Origin of the sequence: Sanguibacter sp. Leaf3 (genome assembly GCF_001425965.1) — a bacterium.
GTDB classification, from domain to species: Bacteria; Actinomycetota; Actinomycetes; order Actinomycetales; family Cellulomonadaceae; genus Sanguibacter; species Sanguibacter inulinus.
The window spans coordinates 101,075-118,269 of record NZ_LMRH01000004.1; the positions used below are offsets into that span (position 1 = coordinate 101,075).

Annotated in this window: 14 protein-coding genes, 1 tRNA gene and 1 riboswitch; of the genes, 8 read left to right on the forward strand and 7 right to left on the reverse strand. The window is 71.4% G+C overall.

Annotated features, from left to right (window positions below):
* Nucleotides 1-6: 6 nt before the first annotated feature.
* The 4 genes from ASG53_RS17935 to ASG53_RS17950 all read left to right on the forward strand — a co-directional run bounded on the left by ASG53_RS17935 (nt 7) and on the right by ASG53_RS17950 (nt 3,489).
* The gene (locus ASG53_RS17935) at nt 7-528 is read left to right on the forward strand and encodes a DUF501 domain-containing protein (RefSeq protein ID WP_056136643.1); all 522 of its coding nucleotides are present in this window, start codon (nt 7-9) and stop codon (nt 526-528) included.
* Between the two features lie 56 nt (nt 529-584).
* Nucleotides 585-1,610: a Ppx/GppA phosphatase family protein gene (locus ASG53_RS17940; RefSeq protein ID WP_082544197.1), complete on the forward strand. Its 1,026-nt coding sequence runs from the start codon at nt 585-587 to the stop codon at nt 1,608-1,610.
* 139 nt (nt 1,611-1,749) lie between these two features.
* A complete protein-coding gene (locus ASG53_RS17945) occupies nt 1,750-3,231 on the forward strand; it encodes an NAD(P)/FAD-dependent oxidoreductase (protein ID WP_056136645.1) in 1,482 nt (493 codons plus the stop codon).
* A gap of 181 nt (nt 3,232-3,412) precedes the next feature.
* Nucleotides 3,413-3,489 (forward strand) — tRNA-Leu (locus tag ASG53_RS17950).
* A 27-nt stretch (nt 3,490-3,516) separates the two neighbouring features.
* Here the strand turns inward: ASG53_RS17950 and ASG53_RS17955 are convergent.
* The 7 genes from ASG53_RS17955 to ASG53_RS17985 all read right to left on the reverse strand — a co-directional run bounded on the left by ASG53_RS17955 (nt 3,517) and on the right by ASG53_RS17985 (nt 12,731).
* Nucleotides 3,517-4,515 (reverse strand): LacI family DNA-binding transcriptional regulator, encoded by a 999-nt coding sequence (locus ASG53_RS17955; protein WP_056136647.1) that lies wholly within the window; start codon nt 4,513-4,515, stop codon nt 3,517-3,519.
* A gap of 118 nt (nt 4,516-4,633) precedes the next feature.
* A complete protein-coding gene (locus tag ASG53_RS17960; RefSeq protein ID WP_056136650.1) occupies nt 4,634-7,081 on the reverse strand; it encodes a glycoside hydrolase family 3 N-terminal domain-containing protein in 2,448 nt (815 codons plus the stop codon).
* Between the two features lie 45 nt (nt 7,082-7,126).
* Complete coding sequence (locus ASG53_RS17965) at nt 7,127-8,002, reverse strand: carbohydrate ABC transporter permease (RefSeq protein ID WP_056136652.1); 876 nt, start codon at nt 8,000-8,002, stop codon at nt 7,127-7,129.
* A complete protein-coding gene (locus ASG53_RS17970) occupies nt 8,002-9,021 on the reverse strand; it encodes a carbohydrate ABC transporter permease (RefSeq protein WP_082544199.1) in 1,020 nt (339 codons plus the stop codon). The genes ASG53_RS17965 and ASG53_RS17970 overlap by 1 nt, the downstream gene beginning before the upstream one ends.
* Nucleotides 9,022-9,030: 9 nt before the next feature.
* On the reverse strand, nt 9,031-10,317 hold the full coding sequence (locus ASG53_RS17975; RefSeq protein WP_056136653.1) for an extracellular solute-binding protein: 1,287 nt from the start codon (nt 10,315-10,317) through the stop codon (nt 9,031-9,033).
* Between the two features lie 468 nt (nt 10,318-10,785).
* Nucleotides 10,786-11,670: a pentapeptide repeat-containing protein gene (locus ASG53_RS17980; protein WP_082544200.1), complete on the reverse strand. Its 885-nt coding sequence runs from the start codon at nt 11,668-11,670 to the stop codon at nt 10,786-10,788.
* Nucleotides 11,671-11,801: 131 nt separating this feature from the next.
* Nucleotides 11,802-12,731: a M15 family metallopeptidase gene (locus tag ASG53_RS17985; protein ID WP_056136656.1), complete on the reverse strand. Its 930-nt coding sequence runs from the start codon at nt 12,729-12,731 to the stop codon at nt 11,802-11,804.
* A gap of 229 nt (nt 12,732-12,960) precedes the next feature.
* A riboswitch (TPP riboswitch) is annotated at nt 12,961-13,061 on the forward strand.
* Between ASG53_RS17985 and ASG53_RS17990 the strand changes: the two genes are divergently transcribed.
* The 4 genes from ASG53_RS17990 to ASG53_RS18005 all read left to right on the forward strand — a co-directional run bounded on the left by ASG53_RS17990 (nt 13,030) and on the right by ASG53_RS18005 (nt 17,121).
* A complete protein-coding gene (locus ASG53_RS17990; protein WP_235533992.1) occupies nt 13,030-13,929 on the forward strand; it encodes a Ykof family thiamine-binding protein in 900 nt (299 codons plus the stop codon). It overlaps the preceding riboswitch by 32 nt.
* A complete protein-coding gene (locus ASG53_RS17995; protein ID WP_082544202.1) occupies nt 13,926-14,567 on the forward strand; it encodes an ECF transporter S component in 642 nt (213 codons plus the stop codon). Before ASG53_RS17990 ends, ASG53_RS17995 begins: the two co-directional genes overlap by 4 nt.
* A complete protein-coding gene (locus ASG53_RS18000) occupies nt 14,564-16,321 on the forward strand; it encodes an ABC transporter ATP-binding protein (protein WP_056136658.1) in 1,758 nt (585 codons plus the stop codon). The genes ASG53_RS17995 and ASG53_RS18000 overlap by 4 nt, the downstream gene beginning before the upstream one ends.
* A complete protein-coding gene (locus ASG53_RS18005) occupies nt 16,318-17,121 on the forward strand; it encodes an energy-coupling factor transporter transmembrane component T family protein (RefSeq protein WP_056136660.1) in 804 nt (267 codons plus the stop codon). Before ASG53_RS18000 ends, ASG53_RS18005 begins: the two co-directional genes overlap by 4 nt.
* The last annotated feature ends 74 nt before the right edge of the window (nt 17,122-17,195 follow it).

Sequence of the window (17,195 nt, forward strand, 5' to 3'; positions counted from 1 at the left end):
CGCCCCGTGACCGAGCTGGCACCCGCCGTCGTCCCAGACCCGACAGCCGTCACCGAGCGTGACCTCGAGGTCCTCGCCGAGCAGCTCGGACGCGTCCCCCGCGGGGTCGTCGGCATCGCTGCACGCTGCGTCTGCGGGCGCCCGCTCGTCGTGCGCACAGCGCCGAGGCTCGACGACGGGACCCCGTTCCCGACCACGTACTACCTCACGAGCCCGGGCGCCGTCGCGGCCGCGAGCACGCTCGAGGCGAACGGCGTGATGAAGGAGATGTCCGAGCGCCTGCTCGAGGACGAGGAGCTCGCCGCCGCGTACCGGGCCGCCCACGAGCACTACCTGGCCCAGCGCGAAGAGCTCGGTCACGTCGAGGAGATCGCCGGGATCTCCGCAGGTGGCATGCCCACCCGCGTCAAGTGCCTGCACGTGCTCGTGGGTCACGCACTCGCGGCCGGACCTGGCGTGAACCCCCTCGGCGACGAGGCGCTCGGGCTCATCGCGCACAGCTGGCGACAGGACCGCTGCACCTGCTGACAGGAGCAGACCGGTCGGGTCCGCGGGTGTCGGCGGGAGGTGGCAGGCTAGGTCTCATGACCTCGGCTGCACACACCACCCCCTCTTCGCCCGACACCTCGACAGCGGCACAGGCGCCCGCCCCGGGAACCCGTCGCGTCGCCGCGATCGACTGCGGCACCAACTCGATCCGCCTGCTCGTCGCCGACGTCGACGTCGAGGCCGGCACCCTCACGGACCTGGTCCGCGAGATGGAGGTCGTCCGGCTCGGTCAGGGCGTCGACAAGACCGGGAGGCTGGCCCCCGAGGCGCTCGAGCGCACCCTCGAGGCCACCCGCCGCTACGCGCAGACGTGCCACGAGCTCGGCGCAGAGCGCGTGCGCTTCGTCGCGACCTCGGCGTCCCGTGACGCCGAGAACCGCCAAGACTTCGTGGACGGGGTCCTCGCGGCGATCGGCGTCGAGCCCGAGGTCATCTCGGGCGACGAAGAGGCCGAGCTCAGCTTCCGCGGGGCGACGAGCGTCCTCGGAGCAGGCCACACGGCGCCCTACCTCGTCGTCGACCTCGGTGGCGGCTCGACCGAGGTGGTCCTCGGCACCGACGCCCCCGACGCCGCGCGGTCGATGGACGTCGGCTGCGTCCGCATGACCGAGCGCCACCTCACGCTCGACCCGCCGACCGCAGAGCAGGTCGACGCCGCCCGCAGCGACGTCAGGGCTGCGCTCGACGCCGCTGCCCTCGTCGTCCCGCTCGGCCAGGCCGGGACTCTGGTCGGCCTCGCAGGCACCGTCACGACGGTGACAGCGCACGCCCTCGGGCTCGAGCGCTACGACCGTGACCGCATCAACGGGTCTGTGCTGACCGTCGAGCAGACCCTCGCGGCCTGCGAGGACCTCCTGTCCAAGACGCGCGACGAGCGCGCCGCCCTCGGCTTCATGCACCCGGGCCGTGTCGACGTCATCGCTGCCGGGGCCCTCGTGTGGTCCGAGGTCGTCCGCCGTGTGCGCGACGAGGTCGCCGCCTCCGGTGGAGAGCTCACCGAGGTCGTCACGAGCGAGCACGACATCCTCGACGGGATCGCCTGGAGCGTCGCTCAGGCGTGAGCCCGGGCGGGAGGTTCGCCGTTGGCGTACCTCTCGTCGTCGCAGGTGGACGCCGTGTGCACGAGATGTGAGAGCTTCTGTGCCGCGGATCACTGCGTTCCGGGTTCGCGGACCAAAGACCCGCGAATATCATGGCTGTATGGCTCAGACTGACGTGACCCCGGCTAGTGCGTCCTCCTCATCGTCGACGGAACCTGCACGCGCGCCCAAGCCGCGCAAGGTTCCGCGCATCGTCGTGCTCGGTGGTGGATCGGTCGGCCTCTACTCGGCCCGTCGCCTCCGCAAGCGCCTCGGGCGCCGCGAGGCTGCGATCGTCGTCGTCGACCCTCGCCCGTACATGACCTACGCGCCGTTCCTCCCCGAGGTCGCGGCCGGCTCGATCCAGGACCGTGACGTCGTCGCGCCGCACCGCCGCGCGCTCAAGCACGTCGACACGCTCCAGGGCAAGGTCACGAACATCGACCACGGCAACCGCACGATCGAGATCACCCCCGAAGAGGGCGACGTGTACTCGATCACGTACGACCACCTCATCGTCGGCCTCGGCTCGGTCGCCCGCACGCTCCCGATCCCGGGACTCGCGGAGCAGGGCATCGGCTTCAAGAACGTCGAAGAGGCCGTGGCGCTCCGCAACCACATCCTCAACCGCATCAACCTCGCGTCGTCCACCTGGGACCCCGAGCTCCGCCGCCGCATGCTCACCTTCACCTTCGTGGGTGGTGGGTTCGCCGGCATCGAGGCGCTCGCCGAGACCGAGGACATGGCCCGCGCGGCCGCCAAGAACCTCCCGGGCGTCTCGCAGGACGACATCCGCTTCGTCATGATCGAGGGCACGGACCGCATCCTCCCCGAGCTCACCCTCGAGATGGCCAACTACGCCCTCGCCGAGATGAAGAAGCGCGGCATCGAGTTCCACCTCTCGACCTTCCTCAGCTCGTGCGTCGACGGCCACGTCGTCACCTCGACGGGTGTCGAGTTCGACTCCGAGACCATCGTCTGGACCGCTGGCGTCAAGGCCAACCCGGTGCTCGGCACCTCGGACCTGCCGCTCGACAAGATGGGCCGCCTCATGGTCCTGCCGACCCTCCAGGTCGCGGACGAGGACGGCAACGTCGTCGAGGGCGCCTGGGGCGCCGGTGACTGCGCAGCGGTCCCCGACCTCTACAACCCGGGCAAGTTCTGCCCGCCGAACGCCCAGCACGCGATCCGTGAGGCGAAGGTCATGGCCGACAACCTCTTCCAGTCGCTGAAGTCGGGCCCGGTCACCGAGTACAAGCACAAGAACCTCGGCACCGTCGCCTCGCTCGGTCTGCACAAGGGTGTCGCGATCCTCTTCGGCTCGATCAAGCTCAAGGGCTTCCCGGCCTGGGTCATGCACCGCGCGTACCACGTCGCCGCGATGCCGACCGCGAGCCGCAAGATCCGCATCCTCACCAACTGGTTCGGGACGTACTTCCTGCGCCGCGAGGTCGTCTCCCTCGGCTCGATCCACGACCCGCGCGCCGAGTTCCGCGCGGTCTCCGTGCCGGCCAAGCCGAAGGAGGCTCCGGCCGAGGCCGCGAAGACCACCCCGATGGCTCCGACGGAGACCAACAACACCGAGGACGCGTCGAAGTCCTGACGACGCCTCACGGGGTGCTCTGCTGAGGCGGAGCGCCCGACCCCGACGGGGACGCACCGTGACGGTGCGTCCCCGTCGTCGTCTGCTGAGGCGCGGCTCCGGTCTGCCTGCCCCCGTCGCAGCGCCCGGTGTTGTATCGTCCGACACCTGCCGTGCAGGTCGTGACCGGCCGGGCAGCGTGGCCCCCGTAGCCCAACTGGCAGAGGCAGCCGACTTAAAATCGGCACAGTCAGGGTTCGAACCCCTGCGGGGGCACCAGCTCGGCGCCGGACAGCCGAGCCGCCCTCAGCCCAGCTTCCGCGTCGTCCCCCGGACGACGAGCGAGGTCGGCAGCGTGACGTAGGTGCTGTCGACGGGTGTGCCGTTCATCAGCGCGACGAGCAGCCGGGTCGCTGCGGCGCCCATCTCCTGGATCGGCTGGTGGACCGTGGTCAGGGGCGGGATGCCGCCCGTGGACTCAGGGATGTCGTCGAAGCCGACCACCGACAGGTCCCCGGGGACGTCGAGCCCGCGCTCGTGCGCGACCTTGATCGTCTCGAGAGCCGACAGGTCGTTCGCCGCGAAGATCGCCGTCGGGGGTGCCGGCAGCGTCAGCAGCTCGGTGGCCGCCGCGCGCGCCGACTCCTTCGAGTACTCACCGACGCGGACGAGGTCAGGGTCGACGACGAGACCGGCCTCGGCCATGGCGTCGCGGAAGCCCTTCTCGCGCAGGGCCGACGACGCGAGGTCGGACCGCCCGGCCACGAAGGCGATCCGGCGGTGCCCGAGGGCGACGAGGTGCTCTGTCGCGGCGCGAGCCCCGGTGACGTTGTCCGAGTCGACGGTCGGCAGGCCGAGGGGTCCTGTGTGCGGGTCGATCGCGACCACGGGCACCGAGGTGCTCGCATCGCTCACCGTCGGGGTCACGAGGAGCGCGCCGTCGATGAGCGTCCCGCTGAGCCTTGACAGGTAGCGACGCTCCCAGCCCTCGCGCCGGCTGCGCTGCGCGCCCGTGTAGGCGAGCAGCTCGTAGTCGGTCTCGGCGAGGGCCGAGGCGGCGCCCTTGAGGATCTCCGCGCTGAACGGCTCGAACTCGGCGACCAGCACGCCGATCACGTGCGTCTTGTGCGCCCGCATGCTGCGCGCGACGAGGCTGGACTCGTAGCCCAGCGTCTCGATCACCCCCTGGACGCGGACCTGGGTCGCTGCAGCGACGCCGTACCTCTCGTTGACGACCTTGGAGACCGTGGCGACGGAGACCCCTGCGGCCTCGGCGACGTCGACGATCGTGACCCGGCTCTTCATAGGCGGATCGTAGCCCCGATCACGGCCGTGCCGTGCCGACGGGCCTGGGCCGCAGGCGTCCGGGCCGGGGCCTGTCCCCGTGCCAGCGACCGCGCCGGGCACGTCTGAGCCAGGTCGCTCATCCGACGACCCGCACGCTCACGAGCCGAGCGTCGGCCGGGGTGACCTCGTGCACGTCTCCCGTGACCGCGAGCCTGTGGCGTTCCGTCGCCGCGCCGGGGAGCTCGGCGGTGCCGGTCGCCCGGACGTTCGTGATGGCGCCCCCTGTCGAGTCCCCGGTGCTGGTCACCCGGCGTGAGGCGGCCGAGTGCGCCCCGAACCAGACCTCGACGTCGCCGGGCTCGACCACACGGACCATCCGCCGGTCGGAGAAGGCCAGGCGTGCCGTGGGCACCGTGAGCTCGAGCCGGCGGGACTCTCCAGGCTCGAGGGCGGTTCGTGCATAACCGAGCAGCTGGACGAGCGGGCGGGCGACCGACCCGACGACGTCGTGCCCGTAGAGCTGCACGACGTCGACCCCGGCGACAGCCCCGGTGTTGGTCACGGTGACTGCCGCCGTGAACGCCTCACCGGCCACGACCGAGGGGCTGACCTCGAGGTCTGTGTAGTCGAAGGTGGTGTACGAGAGCCCGAAACCGAAGGGACGGACCGGTGTCGGGTCTGTCGACGTGACGTCGGAGGGCCCGCCGAGCCGCGGGTGCAGGTAGGAGTACGGCTGGGCCCCGGCGGCTCGCGGCATGGACACGGGCAGGCGACCGGAGGGGTTGACCCGGCCGACGAGGACGTCGGCCACGGCCAGTCCTCCACCCTCCCCGGGGAAGAAGGCCTGCACCACGGCGGACGGGCGCGGGCCCGCGGCGTCGAGACCATCGGTGCCGTCAGGTCCGTCGAGGGCCCAGCCGACGGCGTAGGGACGACCTGTGAGCAGGACGAGGACGACGGGAGTGCCCGTGGCGAGCAGCGCGTCGACCAGCCGGCGCTGGACCCCCGGCAGCTCGAGCGACTCCGTGTCGTTGCCCTCGCCCACGGTCCCGCGGCCGAACAGACCGGCGTCGTCACCCACCACGACCACGGCGACGTCGGAGGACTCGACCGCGGAGACGGCGTCGGCGAAGCCCGACGTGTCGTCGCCCTCGGCCGAGCAGCCCTCCACGAAGCGCAGCTCCGGCGGCTCGACACCGTCCCCCGCGAAGGCGGCCGCCAGCCCCTCGAAGACCGTCGGGATGTCGAAGCCGAGCGGCAGCCCGGGGTGGTGGGCGAGCACGTGGTTGGCGAAGGAGTAGCACCCCATGAGGGCCTCCGCCCGGTGCGCGTTCGGTCCCACGACAGCGACCCGCGCTGGGGCGGCCCCGTCGCGGAGCAGCGGCAGCACACCGTCGTTGGACAGCAGCACGACCGACTCCTCGGCCAGGCGCCTGGCGACTTCCTGGTGCGCCGGAGAGTCCAGGTCGACCTCCTCGGGCGGACCGTCGTCGAAGGCCGCGGGGTCGAGGAGACCGAGGTCGTCCTTCTGCGCCAGAGCCCGCAGCACAGCCCTGTCGACGAAGGCCTCGTCGAGCGAGCCGTCACGCACCTTCGCCGCGAGCGGCTCGAGGTACGCGTCGCCGGTCGGCAGCTCGATGTCGATGCCGGCCTGGAGCGCGAGGGCTGCGGCCTCGCCCCGGTCTGCCGCGACGGCGTGCATGACCTCGAGGAAGGCGACAGCGAAGTAGTCGGCGACGACCACGCCGTCGAATCCCCAGCGCTCCCGCAGGATCTCGGTGAGGTAGGCAGGGGTCGACGCGACGGGGACCCCGTCGATGTCTGTGTAGGAGTTCATGACGGACCGGGCCCGGCCGTCGAGGACGGCCATCTCGAAGGGCGGGAGGAAGACGTCGGCGATCTCCCGAGGCCCGGCGCTCACGGGGGCGTGGTTGCGCCCGGCGGTCGAGGCCGAGTACCCGACGAAGTGCTTGAGGGTCGCGTGCACGCCGGCGTCCTGCAGGCCTCGGACGTAGGCCGTGCCCACGGTCCCCACGAGGTACGGGTCTTCGGCGATGCACTCGTCGACCCGTCCCCAGCGCGGGTCGCGCACGACGTCGAGGACCGGGGCGAGGCCCTGGTGGATCCCGAGCTGGCGCATCGAGGTGCCGATGAGCCGGGCCATCTCGTGGACGAGGTCAGGGTCGAAGGACGCCCCCCAGGCCAACGGCGTCGGGAAGGTCGCGGCCTTCCAGGCGGCCAGACCCGTCAGGCACTCCTCGTGGACGAGGGCGGGGATGCCGAGGCGGGTCTCCTTCTGGAGCCGCCGCTGCTCCGACCACAACCACCCCGCCCGCTCGACAGGGTCGACCGGCCGGGTGCCGTAGACCCGCGTGTAGTGCCCGAGCCCGTGCTCGGTGATCTCCGCGAGCCGACCGGGGTCCTTCTGGCCCGAGGCCATCTCGGACTGCATCGGTGCGACGGTGCCGCTCTGGTCGAGCCAGTAGCCCACGAGCTGGGCGAGCTTCTCCTCGAGGGTCATCCGGGCGTGGAGCGCGCGGACCTGCTCGGAGACCTCGGGGAGCGTGGGGGAGGGGTCGGGCACGGTACTTCTCCTTGATCTGGGGACGTGCGGTGGGCGCCGAGGGCCTCAGCCCTTGACCGCTCCGGTGAGGCCGCCGACGATCCGGCGCTCGAACAGCGAGAAGAACACCAGCGCAGGGATCATCGACAGCGAGGTGAAGGCCAGGACCTTCGCAGTGTCGACGGAGTACTGCGAGGCGAAGGCCTGCACGCCCAGCGGCAGCGTGTAGGTGGACTCGTCGTTGAGGATGAACAGCGGGAGCATGTAGCTGTTCCAGCTGCCGATGAAGGCGAGGATCCCTGTCGTCACGACACCGGGGACCGAGAGCGGCACGACCATGCGGAAGAAGAAGCCGAGGCGGCTCGTCCCGTCGATCGCGGCGGCCTCCTCGAGCTCCTTGGGGATCGCCCGCAGGAAGGGCACGAGGATGATGATGGTCGTGGGCAGCGCGAAGGCGATCTGCGGCAGGATGATCCCCGCGAGGCTGTTCATGAGCCCGAGGTTCTTGATGAGGATGTACAGCGGCGTGATGGCCACGGTCATCGGGAACATGAGACCGGCGGCGAAGAGCGAGTACATCGCCCCGCGCCCCTTGAACGTGTACCGCGCGATGACGTAGCTGGCCATGACTCCCAGGACGACGACGCCGACTGTCGTGAAGATCGCGCTGATCGCCGAGTTGCCGACCTGCCGCCAGAAGATCGAGTTCGCCAGCACGTCGGCGTAGTTGCCGAGCTGCCACGGGCTCGGGAAGCCTGCGGGGTCCGTGGTGATCTGCGCGTTCGTCCTGAACCCGCCGAGGATGATGTAGAGCACCGGCGCGATGCAGACCGTCACGAAGACCAGTGCGATGAGGTAGGTGGTCGGGCTCGCGCTGTCGATCGACGAGTGCTTGCGGGGTCGCACGGGGGCGACGGACCGTCGGGCTGCGATGGTGGTCATCACTTCTTCCCTTCTGTGAGCGCACCCTCGGTGTCGCGGCGGAGCACGAAGCGCTGGTAGACGAGCGCGATGGCGAGCGAGATGAAGAAGAGCACGACCGCGACGGCGTTGCCGAAGCCGTAGTTCCCGGCCATGCGGCCGTTGGTGACCATGTAGGTGGCCATGGTCGACGTCCCTGCGGTCGACGCGACGTACTGGCCCCAGACGATGTAGACGAGGTCGAAGAGCTGGAGCGACCCGATGATCGACAAGAAGGCCCAGATGCGGATGGTCGGGCCGAGCAGCGGGAGGGTGATGTAGCGCTGGGTCTTCCAGTAGGTCGCGCCGTCGATCGCGGACGCCTCGAAGAGCTCGGTGGGGATGCTCTGCAGGCCGGCGAGGAAGAGGATCACGGCGAAGCCGACGTACTTCCAGGTGATGATCACCATGAGCGACCAGATGGCGACCTTGGGGTCGGACAACCAGTCGACGGTCCAGCCGGGCAGGCCCATCTTGACGAGCATGCCGTTGACGGCGCCGTTGGTCTGGAGCATGAGGCTCCAGCCGGTCCCGACGATCACCTCGGAGATGACGTAGGGCACGAAGATCAGCACCCGCACGAGCGAGCGTCCGCGCATGTTCTGGTTGAGCAGCAGCGCGAGCGCCACGGCAGCGGGCCCCTGGAGCACGAGCGACATCACGAGGATGAAGCCGTTGTGCATGAGCGCCTCGTGGAAGGCGCTGTCCTTGAAGATGATGAGGTAGTTGTCCAGACCGACGAAGTCTGTCGGCGCCCCGTAGCCCTTCCACCTGAAGAACCCGTAGTAGGCGGCCATCACCACGGGGAAGATGACGAAGGCCAGGAACATGAAGATGGCGGGGCCCGACAGGAGGAGGATCTCGAGCCGCTTGCGCCAGTCGGGACGTCGCCGCTGAGCGGGCCGGACGGTGGGGGACGAGGGACGCTCGTCCCCCACCGTCGCGATCGCGCCGGGCGAGGTCCTCGAAGTCAGGACGTCCTTGTCCGAGGATTCGCTCATGGTGGTCGACTACCCCTTGGCCGCTGCGTCGGCGACGGCCTGGACGATCCCTGCAGGGTCACCCTTGCCGGCGAGGAGGTCGACGACCCCGCTGTTGAGCGCGTTGCCGACGTTCTGGCCGAAGAGGGTGTCCATCCAGACCGTGACGTACGGTGCCTCGTTGTACGCGGTGAGGATCGACTGGAGCGCGGGCTCGCTCACGACGCCCTGGGCGTCCTTGCTGGCCGGGAGGGTGTGGAAGGCGTTGGCGTAGCCCTCCTGGTACTCCTTCTGCATGAAGAAGTTGAGGAAGTCTGTGCACGCGTCCGGGGCGTCCACGGAGCAGGAGAAGCCGTCGACACCGCCCATCATGGCGCCGGGGTCGCCGTCACCGCCCTCGACGGCCGGGAACGGGAACCAGGCGAGGTCGGCGAGGGGCTTCTCGTCGGGTGTCAGGCTGGCGATGACCCCGGGGTTCCAGGCGCCCATGAGCTCCATGCCCGCGAGGTGGTTGGCGATGAGACCGGCCGAGGAGCCAGCACCCTGCTGCGCGGTCGTGGTGAGGAACCCGTCGTTGAAGGGCTCGGTGTCGGCGAAGGCCTGGAGGTCTTCACCGGCGGCGAGCCAGCACGGGTCGTCGAAGCTCTTGGACTTGGCGGCGTCTTCGATGGTCTGCTGCGAGCACTCGCGCAGCGCGAAGAAGTAGTACCAGTGCGCGGCGGGCCACGCGTCCTTGCCGCCGAGGGCGACAGGTGAGATCCCCGCGGTCTTGAGCGCGCTCACCGCGGTGTCGAGCTCGTCCATGGTGGTCGGTGCTGCCGTGATGCCGGCCTGGTCGAAGAGGTCCTGGCTGTAGTAGACGCCTCCGGGGAGGATCGCCGTGGGCATGCCGTAGATCTTCCCGTCGACGCTGAAGGCGTTGAGCGCGGCGTCGCCGAGGGCGGCACGGGTGGTGTCGTCGATCGCGTCGGAAATGTCCTTGACCTGTCCGGCCTCGACCACGTCGGCGAGCTTGCCGCCGCCGCGCGCCATGAAGATGTCAGGGGCGTCACCGGAGTTGAGGGCGGTCTGGAGCTTGCCGTCCATGTCTTCGTTCTGGATCGCCTGGATCGAGATGGTCACGCCCGGGTTGGCGGCCTCGAAGTCGGCGACCGTGCTCTCCCAGTAGGCCTTGCCCTCGCCGGTGGTCGAGTTGTGCCAGAACGTCATGCTCGAGTCGTCGGACCCAGAACCGGAGTCGTCGCTTCCGCAGGCGCCGAGCGCTCCGGCACCCACAGCCATGGCCGCTGAGATCGCCAGGATCTTCCGTAGTTTCATGAGACTCATCCTCTTCGTTGAGCTGCACGGTGGACGGGGCCTCGCACGAGGCCGACCGCTGGTGACCGCCGGGTGCGGTGTCCCGCGTCCTGGTCGGCCGTGCTCCCCGGTGGTGCCACAGGTGCAGCGGACTGTCGTCGTCTGCTGCTCGGTCGTCGTCGTCGAGACCTGTCGTGGTGCCCCTCAGGGGTGCGTGGGGTTGAGTCTGGCAAGCGCGACGGCGTCGTGTCAAACGTTATTGATAACGTTTTAGTAGTTGACGCAGATCGACGGTGCTGGTCGGTCGAGACACGGGTTGACGCCCCTCAGGGGAGGGGGCTGCTCAGCAGGGCCAGACTGGGCTGGGGCGGTTGTCGCGCGCTGCCGCGGTCGACGTGCGCACCCTCGCGGTCGACGTGCGCACCCTAGCGGTCGACGAGCGCACCCCGGGCGTCAGACGTCCGGGTCGGTGGGCGAGGCCCCCGTGGGTCAGGAGGCGGTCCAGTGGTCGGGCTCGTCGAGGCGGGCCGGGAGCCGGGTGCTCGCGTCGCCGCGTGCGGAGCCCACCTGGGCCTGGGTGAGGAACAGCGTGGTCGAGAGGTCCGCCCCCCGCAGGTCTGCACCGCGCAGGTCCGCACCGATGACGTCGGCCCAGCGCAGGTCTGCACCGCGCAGGTCCGCACCGATGAGGTAGGTGCCTCGCAGGTTCGCCCCGGCCAGCCGCGCACCGCGGAGCCTGGCCCCGAGGAGGTCGGCTCCTCGGTGGTCTCGGGGCTTCCCGGGTGCCTGGCCGCGCACCAGGGCGCTCGCCCTGAGCAGGACGGTGTTGACCCGCTGGCGCTCGGCGTCGACGTCGAGCGCCAGCAGCTCGGCAGGGGTCCTGCGGGTCAGCGACTGCGTGCGCGTGACCTCGGCGCGCAGGGCGGGGTGCTCGGGCTCGGCAGCCTCGTGGGACAGCGCGTCGGTGAGGTACCAGAGCAGCTCGTGGAGGTTCTTGACCACCGGGAACACCTCGAACATCTCGGCGGCGGGGGCACCGTCCCGCCAGGTCTTCCCGGCGTAGGTGCCCTGCACCACCTGCTGCCCGGCACCGAAGCAGTCGTAGACCGTGCACCCGCGCATGCCCGAGCTGCGCAGCCGGGTGTGGATGCCGCAGCCGAAGCCCTCCGTGAGGTTGCCGCAGGGGTCGCCGGCCGCCTTGGTGAAGGCGAAGTCTGCCGACCGTGCGAAGGGCAGGGCGACGCAGCACAGACCAGCACAGCGTGAGCAGTCGGCACGCAGAGCCTCGGCATCGCCCGAGGCGGCGGGGCGGGGGCCGACGCTCGTGCCGGTCTGGGCCAGCGGGAGGAGGGGGCGTGGACGATCAGCGGTCACGGGTGGGGGCTCCGACGGGGGATGTGGGGTCCCAGTCTTGCACCGCCCTCGTGCCAGGGTCTCCTTCTTTGTGCCCGCTGGCCTGCCTGCCCGCTGGCTGCGCGCCTGCCCGCTGGCTCCGCGCCTGCCGGTCAGCCCAGCCCGTCCCAGCCGCTCGACGAGTCGTCGAGCAGGGCCGGGCACGCACCGCCCGGCTCGATCACCGGCTCGAAGTGCCACAGCTCGTTCGCGTAGACCCTGCACAGGCCGAGGTCGGCTCCGTGCTGCTCGAGCCACAGGGCTCCGTCTGTCGGGCCGACGTCGATCGCACGACCGGCGACGTGCGCAGAGCGTTCCGGCGGCAGCACCCACCGCCGGGCCTCCTCGAGCGAGCCGTAGCGCTCGACGGCCGACTCCACGAGAGCGGCCTGGTCCTCAGTAGAGCGCCACCCGGAGGTCAGCGTGAGCGCGACACCGTCGGCGGCCGCGGCCTCGACGGCCAGCGCGAACCGCCGCTCGAGCTCGGGGTCGAGACCTGTCGCCGGAGATTCCGCGACGCCGCCGTCCTGCGGTGCGGAGGCCGTGCCGCTGCCCGAGCCGTCTCCCTGCGGTGCGTCGGAGCGGCCTGAGACGCCGAGGGCGACGGCTGCGAGACCGAGGACGACGACGGCCACGGGGACGGCGACCAGGAGGGCTGTGCGTCGTGGGCTGCGTACCGCGTGCTCGGGCGATCCCTCGTCGGGCAGCGGCCTCGAGGTCGGCGGCCCGGCGGCGGGAGGGGCAGGAGCGGCGGGAGGGGGAGGCGGCGACGGCACGACGCGGACAGCCGGGCGGACCTCGGGGCTGGCGGCCCGCTCGGCTGAGGACGGGACGGGTGGTGACACGGCCGGCGTGCCGGACGACGCGCGGGGGCGCGCGGGTATGCCGACCTCGCGCAGGGTGTCGAAGGGCACCACGTGCGGTGCGTTGGCCCGGACGTGGGTGCGCCGCCGTGGTGGTCCGTCGACCTGCGCAGCCGGCGCGCTCTCGGCAGCGCCGCGCCGGGGGATGCGGGGCCGGCTCGTCGCCTGGGAGGAGGTCATGGTGACGATCCTCCCGTCGGCACGTACCGCAGGGCATCAGCCCGCGGGCTGATCTGCGCCGGTGCCCGCGCGTGCGGGCGGTCCTGCGGGAGGGGCCGGGGTCCACCCTGGGGCTGATGCTCGGCCGAGCCGACGCCGCGAGGACCTGACGCTGTGCCGGGCTGAGCCTGTCTCGACCCACGGCCTGGCTGGTCAGCGAGCCCGGGTGCCCCCTAGGGTGGTGCCTGAACACGGGAGTCCGGTGAGCCGGGCTGAGAGGAAGGTTCTCAACCTTCGACCGTCGAACCTGATCTGGATCATGCCAGCGCAGGGAGGCATCTCTTACGTCACCCACGCACGCCTGCAGCAGCGGGCGTGCGTCGGTGACGCCCGTGCCCCACCTCGAGACGAGAAGGGCACGACAGTGCACACCACCACGCACCGCACCTCATCCGCACCCACCCAGGCGCAGCAGCCGGTCCCCACGCCGGACCAGCAGCCGAGCCCCACGCCGGCCGAGCTGGGCGTCGGCGCGCGCGTCACCCTCTCGGTGATGAGCTCCGACTACGTCCGCATCATCACCGGCGCCCTCGCCCAGACGTCGACCGACGGGCTGACCGTCGAGACCGACCCCGTGAGCACCCGGGTCGCCGGGCCCGAGCAGCGGATCGCCGAGTACCTCTCCGCCCTGGTCGCAGCAGCCGGCCGCAGCGGGGAGCACGTCTCGGCGAGCATCATGCTGTCCCGGGGGTGCCCTGGGGAGGTCACCTGCGACCTTCCCGCGGGTCAGGTGCTGCCGGCGGCGCCCTCGGCCGTCCTGGAGGCGACGGGGGTGGAGGCCGTCGCCCAGTGGGCGCTGTACCCCCTGGCCGACCAGCCGCTCGCAGGTTCGCGCGCGCCGGACCACATGCGTGACATCTATGCCGCGATCGAGCAGGCGCGCGCAGCCGGGACCGTCGTCGGCAGCGACCACTACGTCACCCGGCTCGCTGGGGATGTCGCGGACATCCTCACCACTGTGGTCGGTGCGTGGCAGAGCGTCGGGAGGACGGTCCAGCACGTGACCACGCACCTGACGCTCTCGGTCAACAGCCCCAGCCTCCGCGCAGGCACCGACGGTACAGACCGCACAGATGGCACCAGGACCGCCGGCAGCCCGCAGCCTGGCACGACAGACACAGACACCGACACCGAGACCGACGGCGAGGCTGCCCGATGACCCCCGAGCAGGCGGCCGGCAAGGCCGCGCAGGACGTGGGCCAGGACCGCCCTACCCGCTCGCGACGTGCGCCCTGGAGCCTCAAAGAGCTCATGCTCGTCGTCGTCCTGGGTATCGTCTTCGGGTTCTTGTACTGGGCGCTCGTCCAGGGGTGGATCGCCTTCGCCGCGGTCACCGGGCCCTTCGGTGACCTCACGCAGCACGTGCTGCTCGGCGGCTGGCTGATCGTCGCGCCAGTCGCTGTCGCGATCATCCAGCGCCCCGGTGCCGGGGTGGTCGCCGAGGTGCTGGCCTCGGTCATCGAGGTCGTGTTCCTCGGGTCGGCCGTCGGGCCGTTGCTCTTCGTCGCCGCGGCGATCCAGGGGGCTGGCAGCGAGCTGCCCTTCGCGCTGACCCGCTACCGCAGCTATTCCTGGTTCACCTACGCACTGTCCGGTGGGCTGGGTGCCTTCGCGGTGTTCTTCTTCAGCGCCTTCAGGTCCGGCTGGTACGGCACCGACCTGTTCTGGACGCGTCTGGCCATCCAGGTGGTCTCGGGTGTCGTCCTCGGCGGGCTGCTCGCCAAGGTGGTCGTCGACGCGCTCGTGCGCACAGGTGTCGTCGACAGCTTTGCCGTCGGTCGCACGGCTTCGCGGTGACGACCGGCTCGGGTCTCGCGGTGACGACCGGCTCGGGTCTCGCGGTGACGACCAGCTCGGGTCCCGCGGTGATCACCCTCTCGGGCGTCACGGTCACCTATCCGCGCAGGGACCGCCCGTCACTGCGCGGGGTCGACCTGCACCTCGCCGCGGGGGAGCGGGTCGTCGTCCTCGGACCCTCGGGGGCGGGCAAGTCGACCCTGCTGCACCTCGTCGCCGGGCTCGTGCCGCACAGCACCCCCGCGGAGGTCGAGGGGACGCTGGTCCTCGGGGGAGGCGGGCAGCCCCTCGACCTGTCGAGCCCTGTCCACGAGCGCTCGGCTCTGCTCGGGGTCGTCGGGCAGGACCCCTCGGCCTCGGTCTGCCTGCCGCAGGTCGACGCAGAGCTCGCCCTCGTCCTCGAGAACCGTGCCCTCCCGCCCGCCCAGATCGGTCCGCGGGTCGGGGTGGCCCTCGAGCAGGTCGGCGTCGGGGACCTGGCTCAGCGGCAGACGGCGCGGTTGTCCGGCGGTCAGACCCAGCGGGTCGCGCTCGCGGCGGCGGTGATCGGTCGGCCCGGGCTGCTGCTGCTCGACGAACCTACCTCGATGCTCGACGCGAGCGGGGTGCGGGCTGTGCGGGCTGCCGTCGAGGAGGTCGCCCGCGACGCGTCGCTCACAGTGCTGCTCGTCGAGCACAGGCTCGACGACTACGCCGGGGAGGCCGGGCTGGACGGGCTGCCCGGCCGGGCCGTCGTGCTCGACGCCGACGGGACTGTCGTCGCGGACGGCCCGACCCCCCAGGTGCTGCGAGAGCACGCCGGGGCGCTCCACGCCCTCGGCTGCTGGTTGCCTCTCGAGGCCGAGCTCACGGCCCTCAGCGGGAAGGTCGGGGACCTCACCTCGGGGGCGCACGACGAGCTCCTCGCCGGTCTCGTGCCGTGCGACGAGGTTCTCCCGGCGCCAGCCGAGACCGGGGTGCCTCGCGTCCTGCTGCGGGCCCACGGGCTGGCTGTCGGCCACGGTCGTCAGACCGTCCTCGACGGCGTCGACCTCGACGTGCGCGCGGGGCAGGTCGTGGCCGTCCTCGGGGAGAACGGGACCGGCAAGTCGACCCTGCTGCACGCTCTCGCTGGCCTCGCCCGGCCTCTCGCAGGGAGGGTGGCGGGCGAGCGCCCGGGGATGGTGTTCCAGAACCCCGAGCACCAGCTCGTCGCGCACACCGTGGCGGAGGAGATCGCGCACGGCCTCGCCGACCCTGCGCCGACGGTGGCCCGCATGCTCCGGGAGCACCGCCTCGAGCACTGCGCGGACCGCAACCCGCACCAGCTGTCGGGTGGTGAGAAGCGACGGCTGAGCCTCGCGGCGATGCTCGCGCACGGTCGTCACGTGCTGCTCGCCGACGAGCCGACCTTCGGGCTCGACAGGCGCGACACCGTGGTGGTCGCCGACGCACTGCGCTCGGTGGCGGACGGTGGCGGGGCGGTCGTCTTCTCGACCCACGACCTCCGCCTCGCGGCCGAGGTCGCCGACGAGGTGGTCGTCGTCGGCCAGGGTCGGGTGCTCGCCTGGGGGTCCACGCACGACGTCCTGTCCGACGCGGATGCGCTCACCGGCGCGGGCCTCGAGCTGCCCGCGATCGTGCGGTGGTTCGTCGAGCGGTGCTCGACCACAGCGGCGCTGCGTTCGGCGCTCCGGGCCCTGGGCCGTCACCCCGTGGCCGGGTCTGCTGCGCACGACCCGGAACCGGCGACCACCGCAGGGGTGAGGGCATGAGCGTCCTGCAGCCCGACGCGCTCGCTCTGGCCTCGCCGCTCGCCCGGCGGAACCCGACAGTGAAGCTCGCGCTGCTCTTCGTCGTCTCCGCTGTGCTGCTCCTGGTGCTCGACCCGGTGACACCCGCGGTGCTGTACGTCCTCGTGGCGGGGGCGGTCCTCGTCGGGGCGGGCGTTCGGCCACGGGCACTGCTCGTCGCGCAGCTGCCCTTCGTCGCCTTCGCCGTGGGAGTGCTGCTCGTCAACATGCTGAGCCGGCCGGGGGAGGTCGTGTGGCAGGGGGCCGGGCTGCGCGTCACGACCGAGGGCATCTGGGTGGGCGCGGGCCTGGCCGGGCGGACCCTGCTGATGGGTCTGCTGTCGGTCGCCTTCGTCGCGACGACCGACGGCGTCGCCCTCGTCACGAGCCTGCACCAGCACGCCCGGCTCGGGGCGAAGGTGACCTTCGCCGTGCTCGCCGGGTACAGGCTGCTCCAGCAGATGGGAGCGGAGTGGCAGACGATCCGGCGGGCCCAGTCCGTGCGGGCACCCCTCGGTCGGCGCGGGCGGCCCCGGGTCGGTCTGCGGGGTCACGCGGCGTCGGCCTTCGCGCTGCTCGTCGGTTCCGTGCGCCGCGGGGACCGTGTCGCGGGCACGCTCGAGCTCCGCGGCCTCGGCGACGGAGAGCGGACGACCTGGCGTCCCGTGCCGCTCGACAGGAGGGACGCGGTCTTCGCTGTGGTCGTCCTCGGCGTGCTCGGCCTCGTGCTCGTCGGAGCATCGGCGGCGGGCGTGCTGGAGGGTCCTGGAGCGCTCTTCTGACGACGGCCAGGTCGACCTCACTCTGGTGAGGCTTGCCTCAGGAACCGCAGGATCCTGCGGCTGAGGGAAGCCTT

Coding starts and splice junctions, on each gene's coding strand:
- ASG53_RS17940 (WP_082544197.1), top strand. CDS start 585: ATGACCTCGGCTGCACACACCACCCCCTCTTCGCCCGACACCTCGACA.
- ASG53_RS17945 (WP_056136645.1), top strand. CDS start 1,750: ATGGCTCAGACTGACGTGACCCCGGCTAGTGCGTCCTCCTCATCGTCG.
- ASG53_RS17955 (WP_056136647.1), bottom strand. CDS start 4,515: ATGAAGAGCCGGGTCACGATCGTCGACGTCGCCGAGGCCGCAGGGGTC.
- ASG53_RS17965 (WP_056136652.1), bottom strand. CDS start 8,002: ATGACCACCATCGCAGCCCGACGGTCCGTCGCCCCCGTGCGACCCCGC.
- ASG53_RS17970 (WP_082544199.1), bottom strand. CDS start 9,021: ATGAGCGAATCCTCGGACAAGGACGTCCTGACTTCGAGGACCTCGCCC.
- ASG53_RS17975 (WP_056136653.1), bottom strand. CDS start 10,317: ATGAAACTACGGAAGATCCTGGCGATCTCAGCGGCCATGGCTGTGGGT.
- ASG53_RS17985 (WP_056136656.1), bottom strand. CDS start 12,731: ATGACCTCCTCCCAGGCGACGAGCCGGCCCCGCATCCCCCGGCGCGGC.
- ASG53_RS17990 (WP_235533992.1), top strand. CDS start 13,030: ATGCCAGCGCAGGGAGGCATCTCTTACGTCACCCACGCACGCCTGCAG.
- ASG53_RS17995 (WP_082544202.1), top strand. CDS start 13,926: ATGACCCCCGAGCAGGCGGCCGGCAAGGCCGCGCAGGACGTGGGCCAG.
- ASG53_RS18005 (WP_056136660.1), top strand. CDS start 16,318: ATGAGCGTCCTGCAGCCCGACGCGCTCGCTCTGGCCTCGCCGCTCGCC.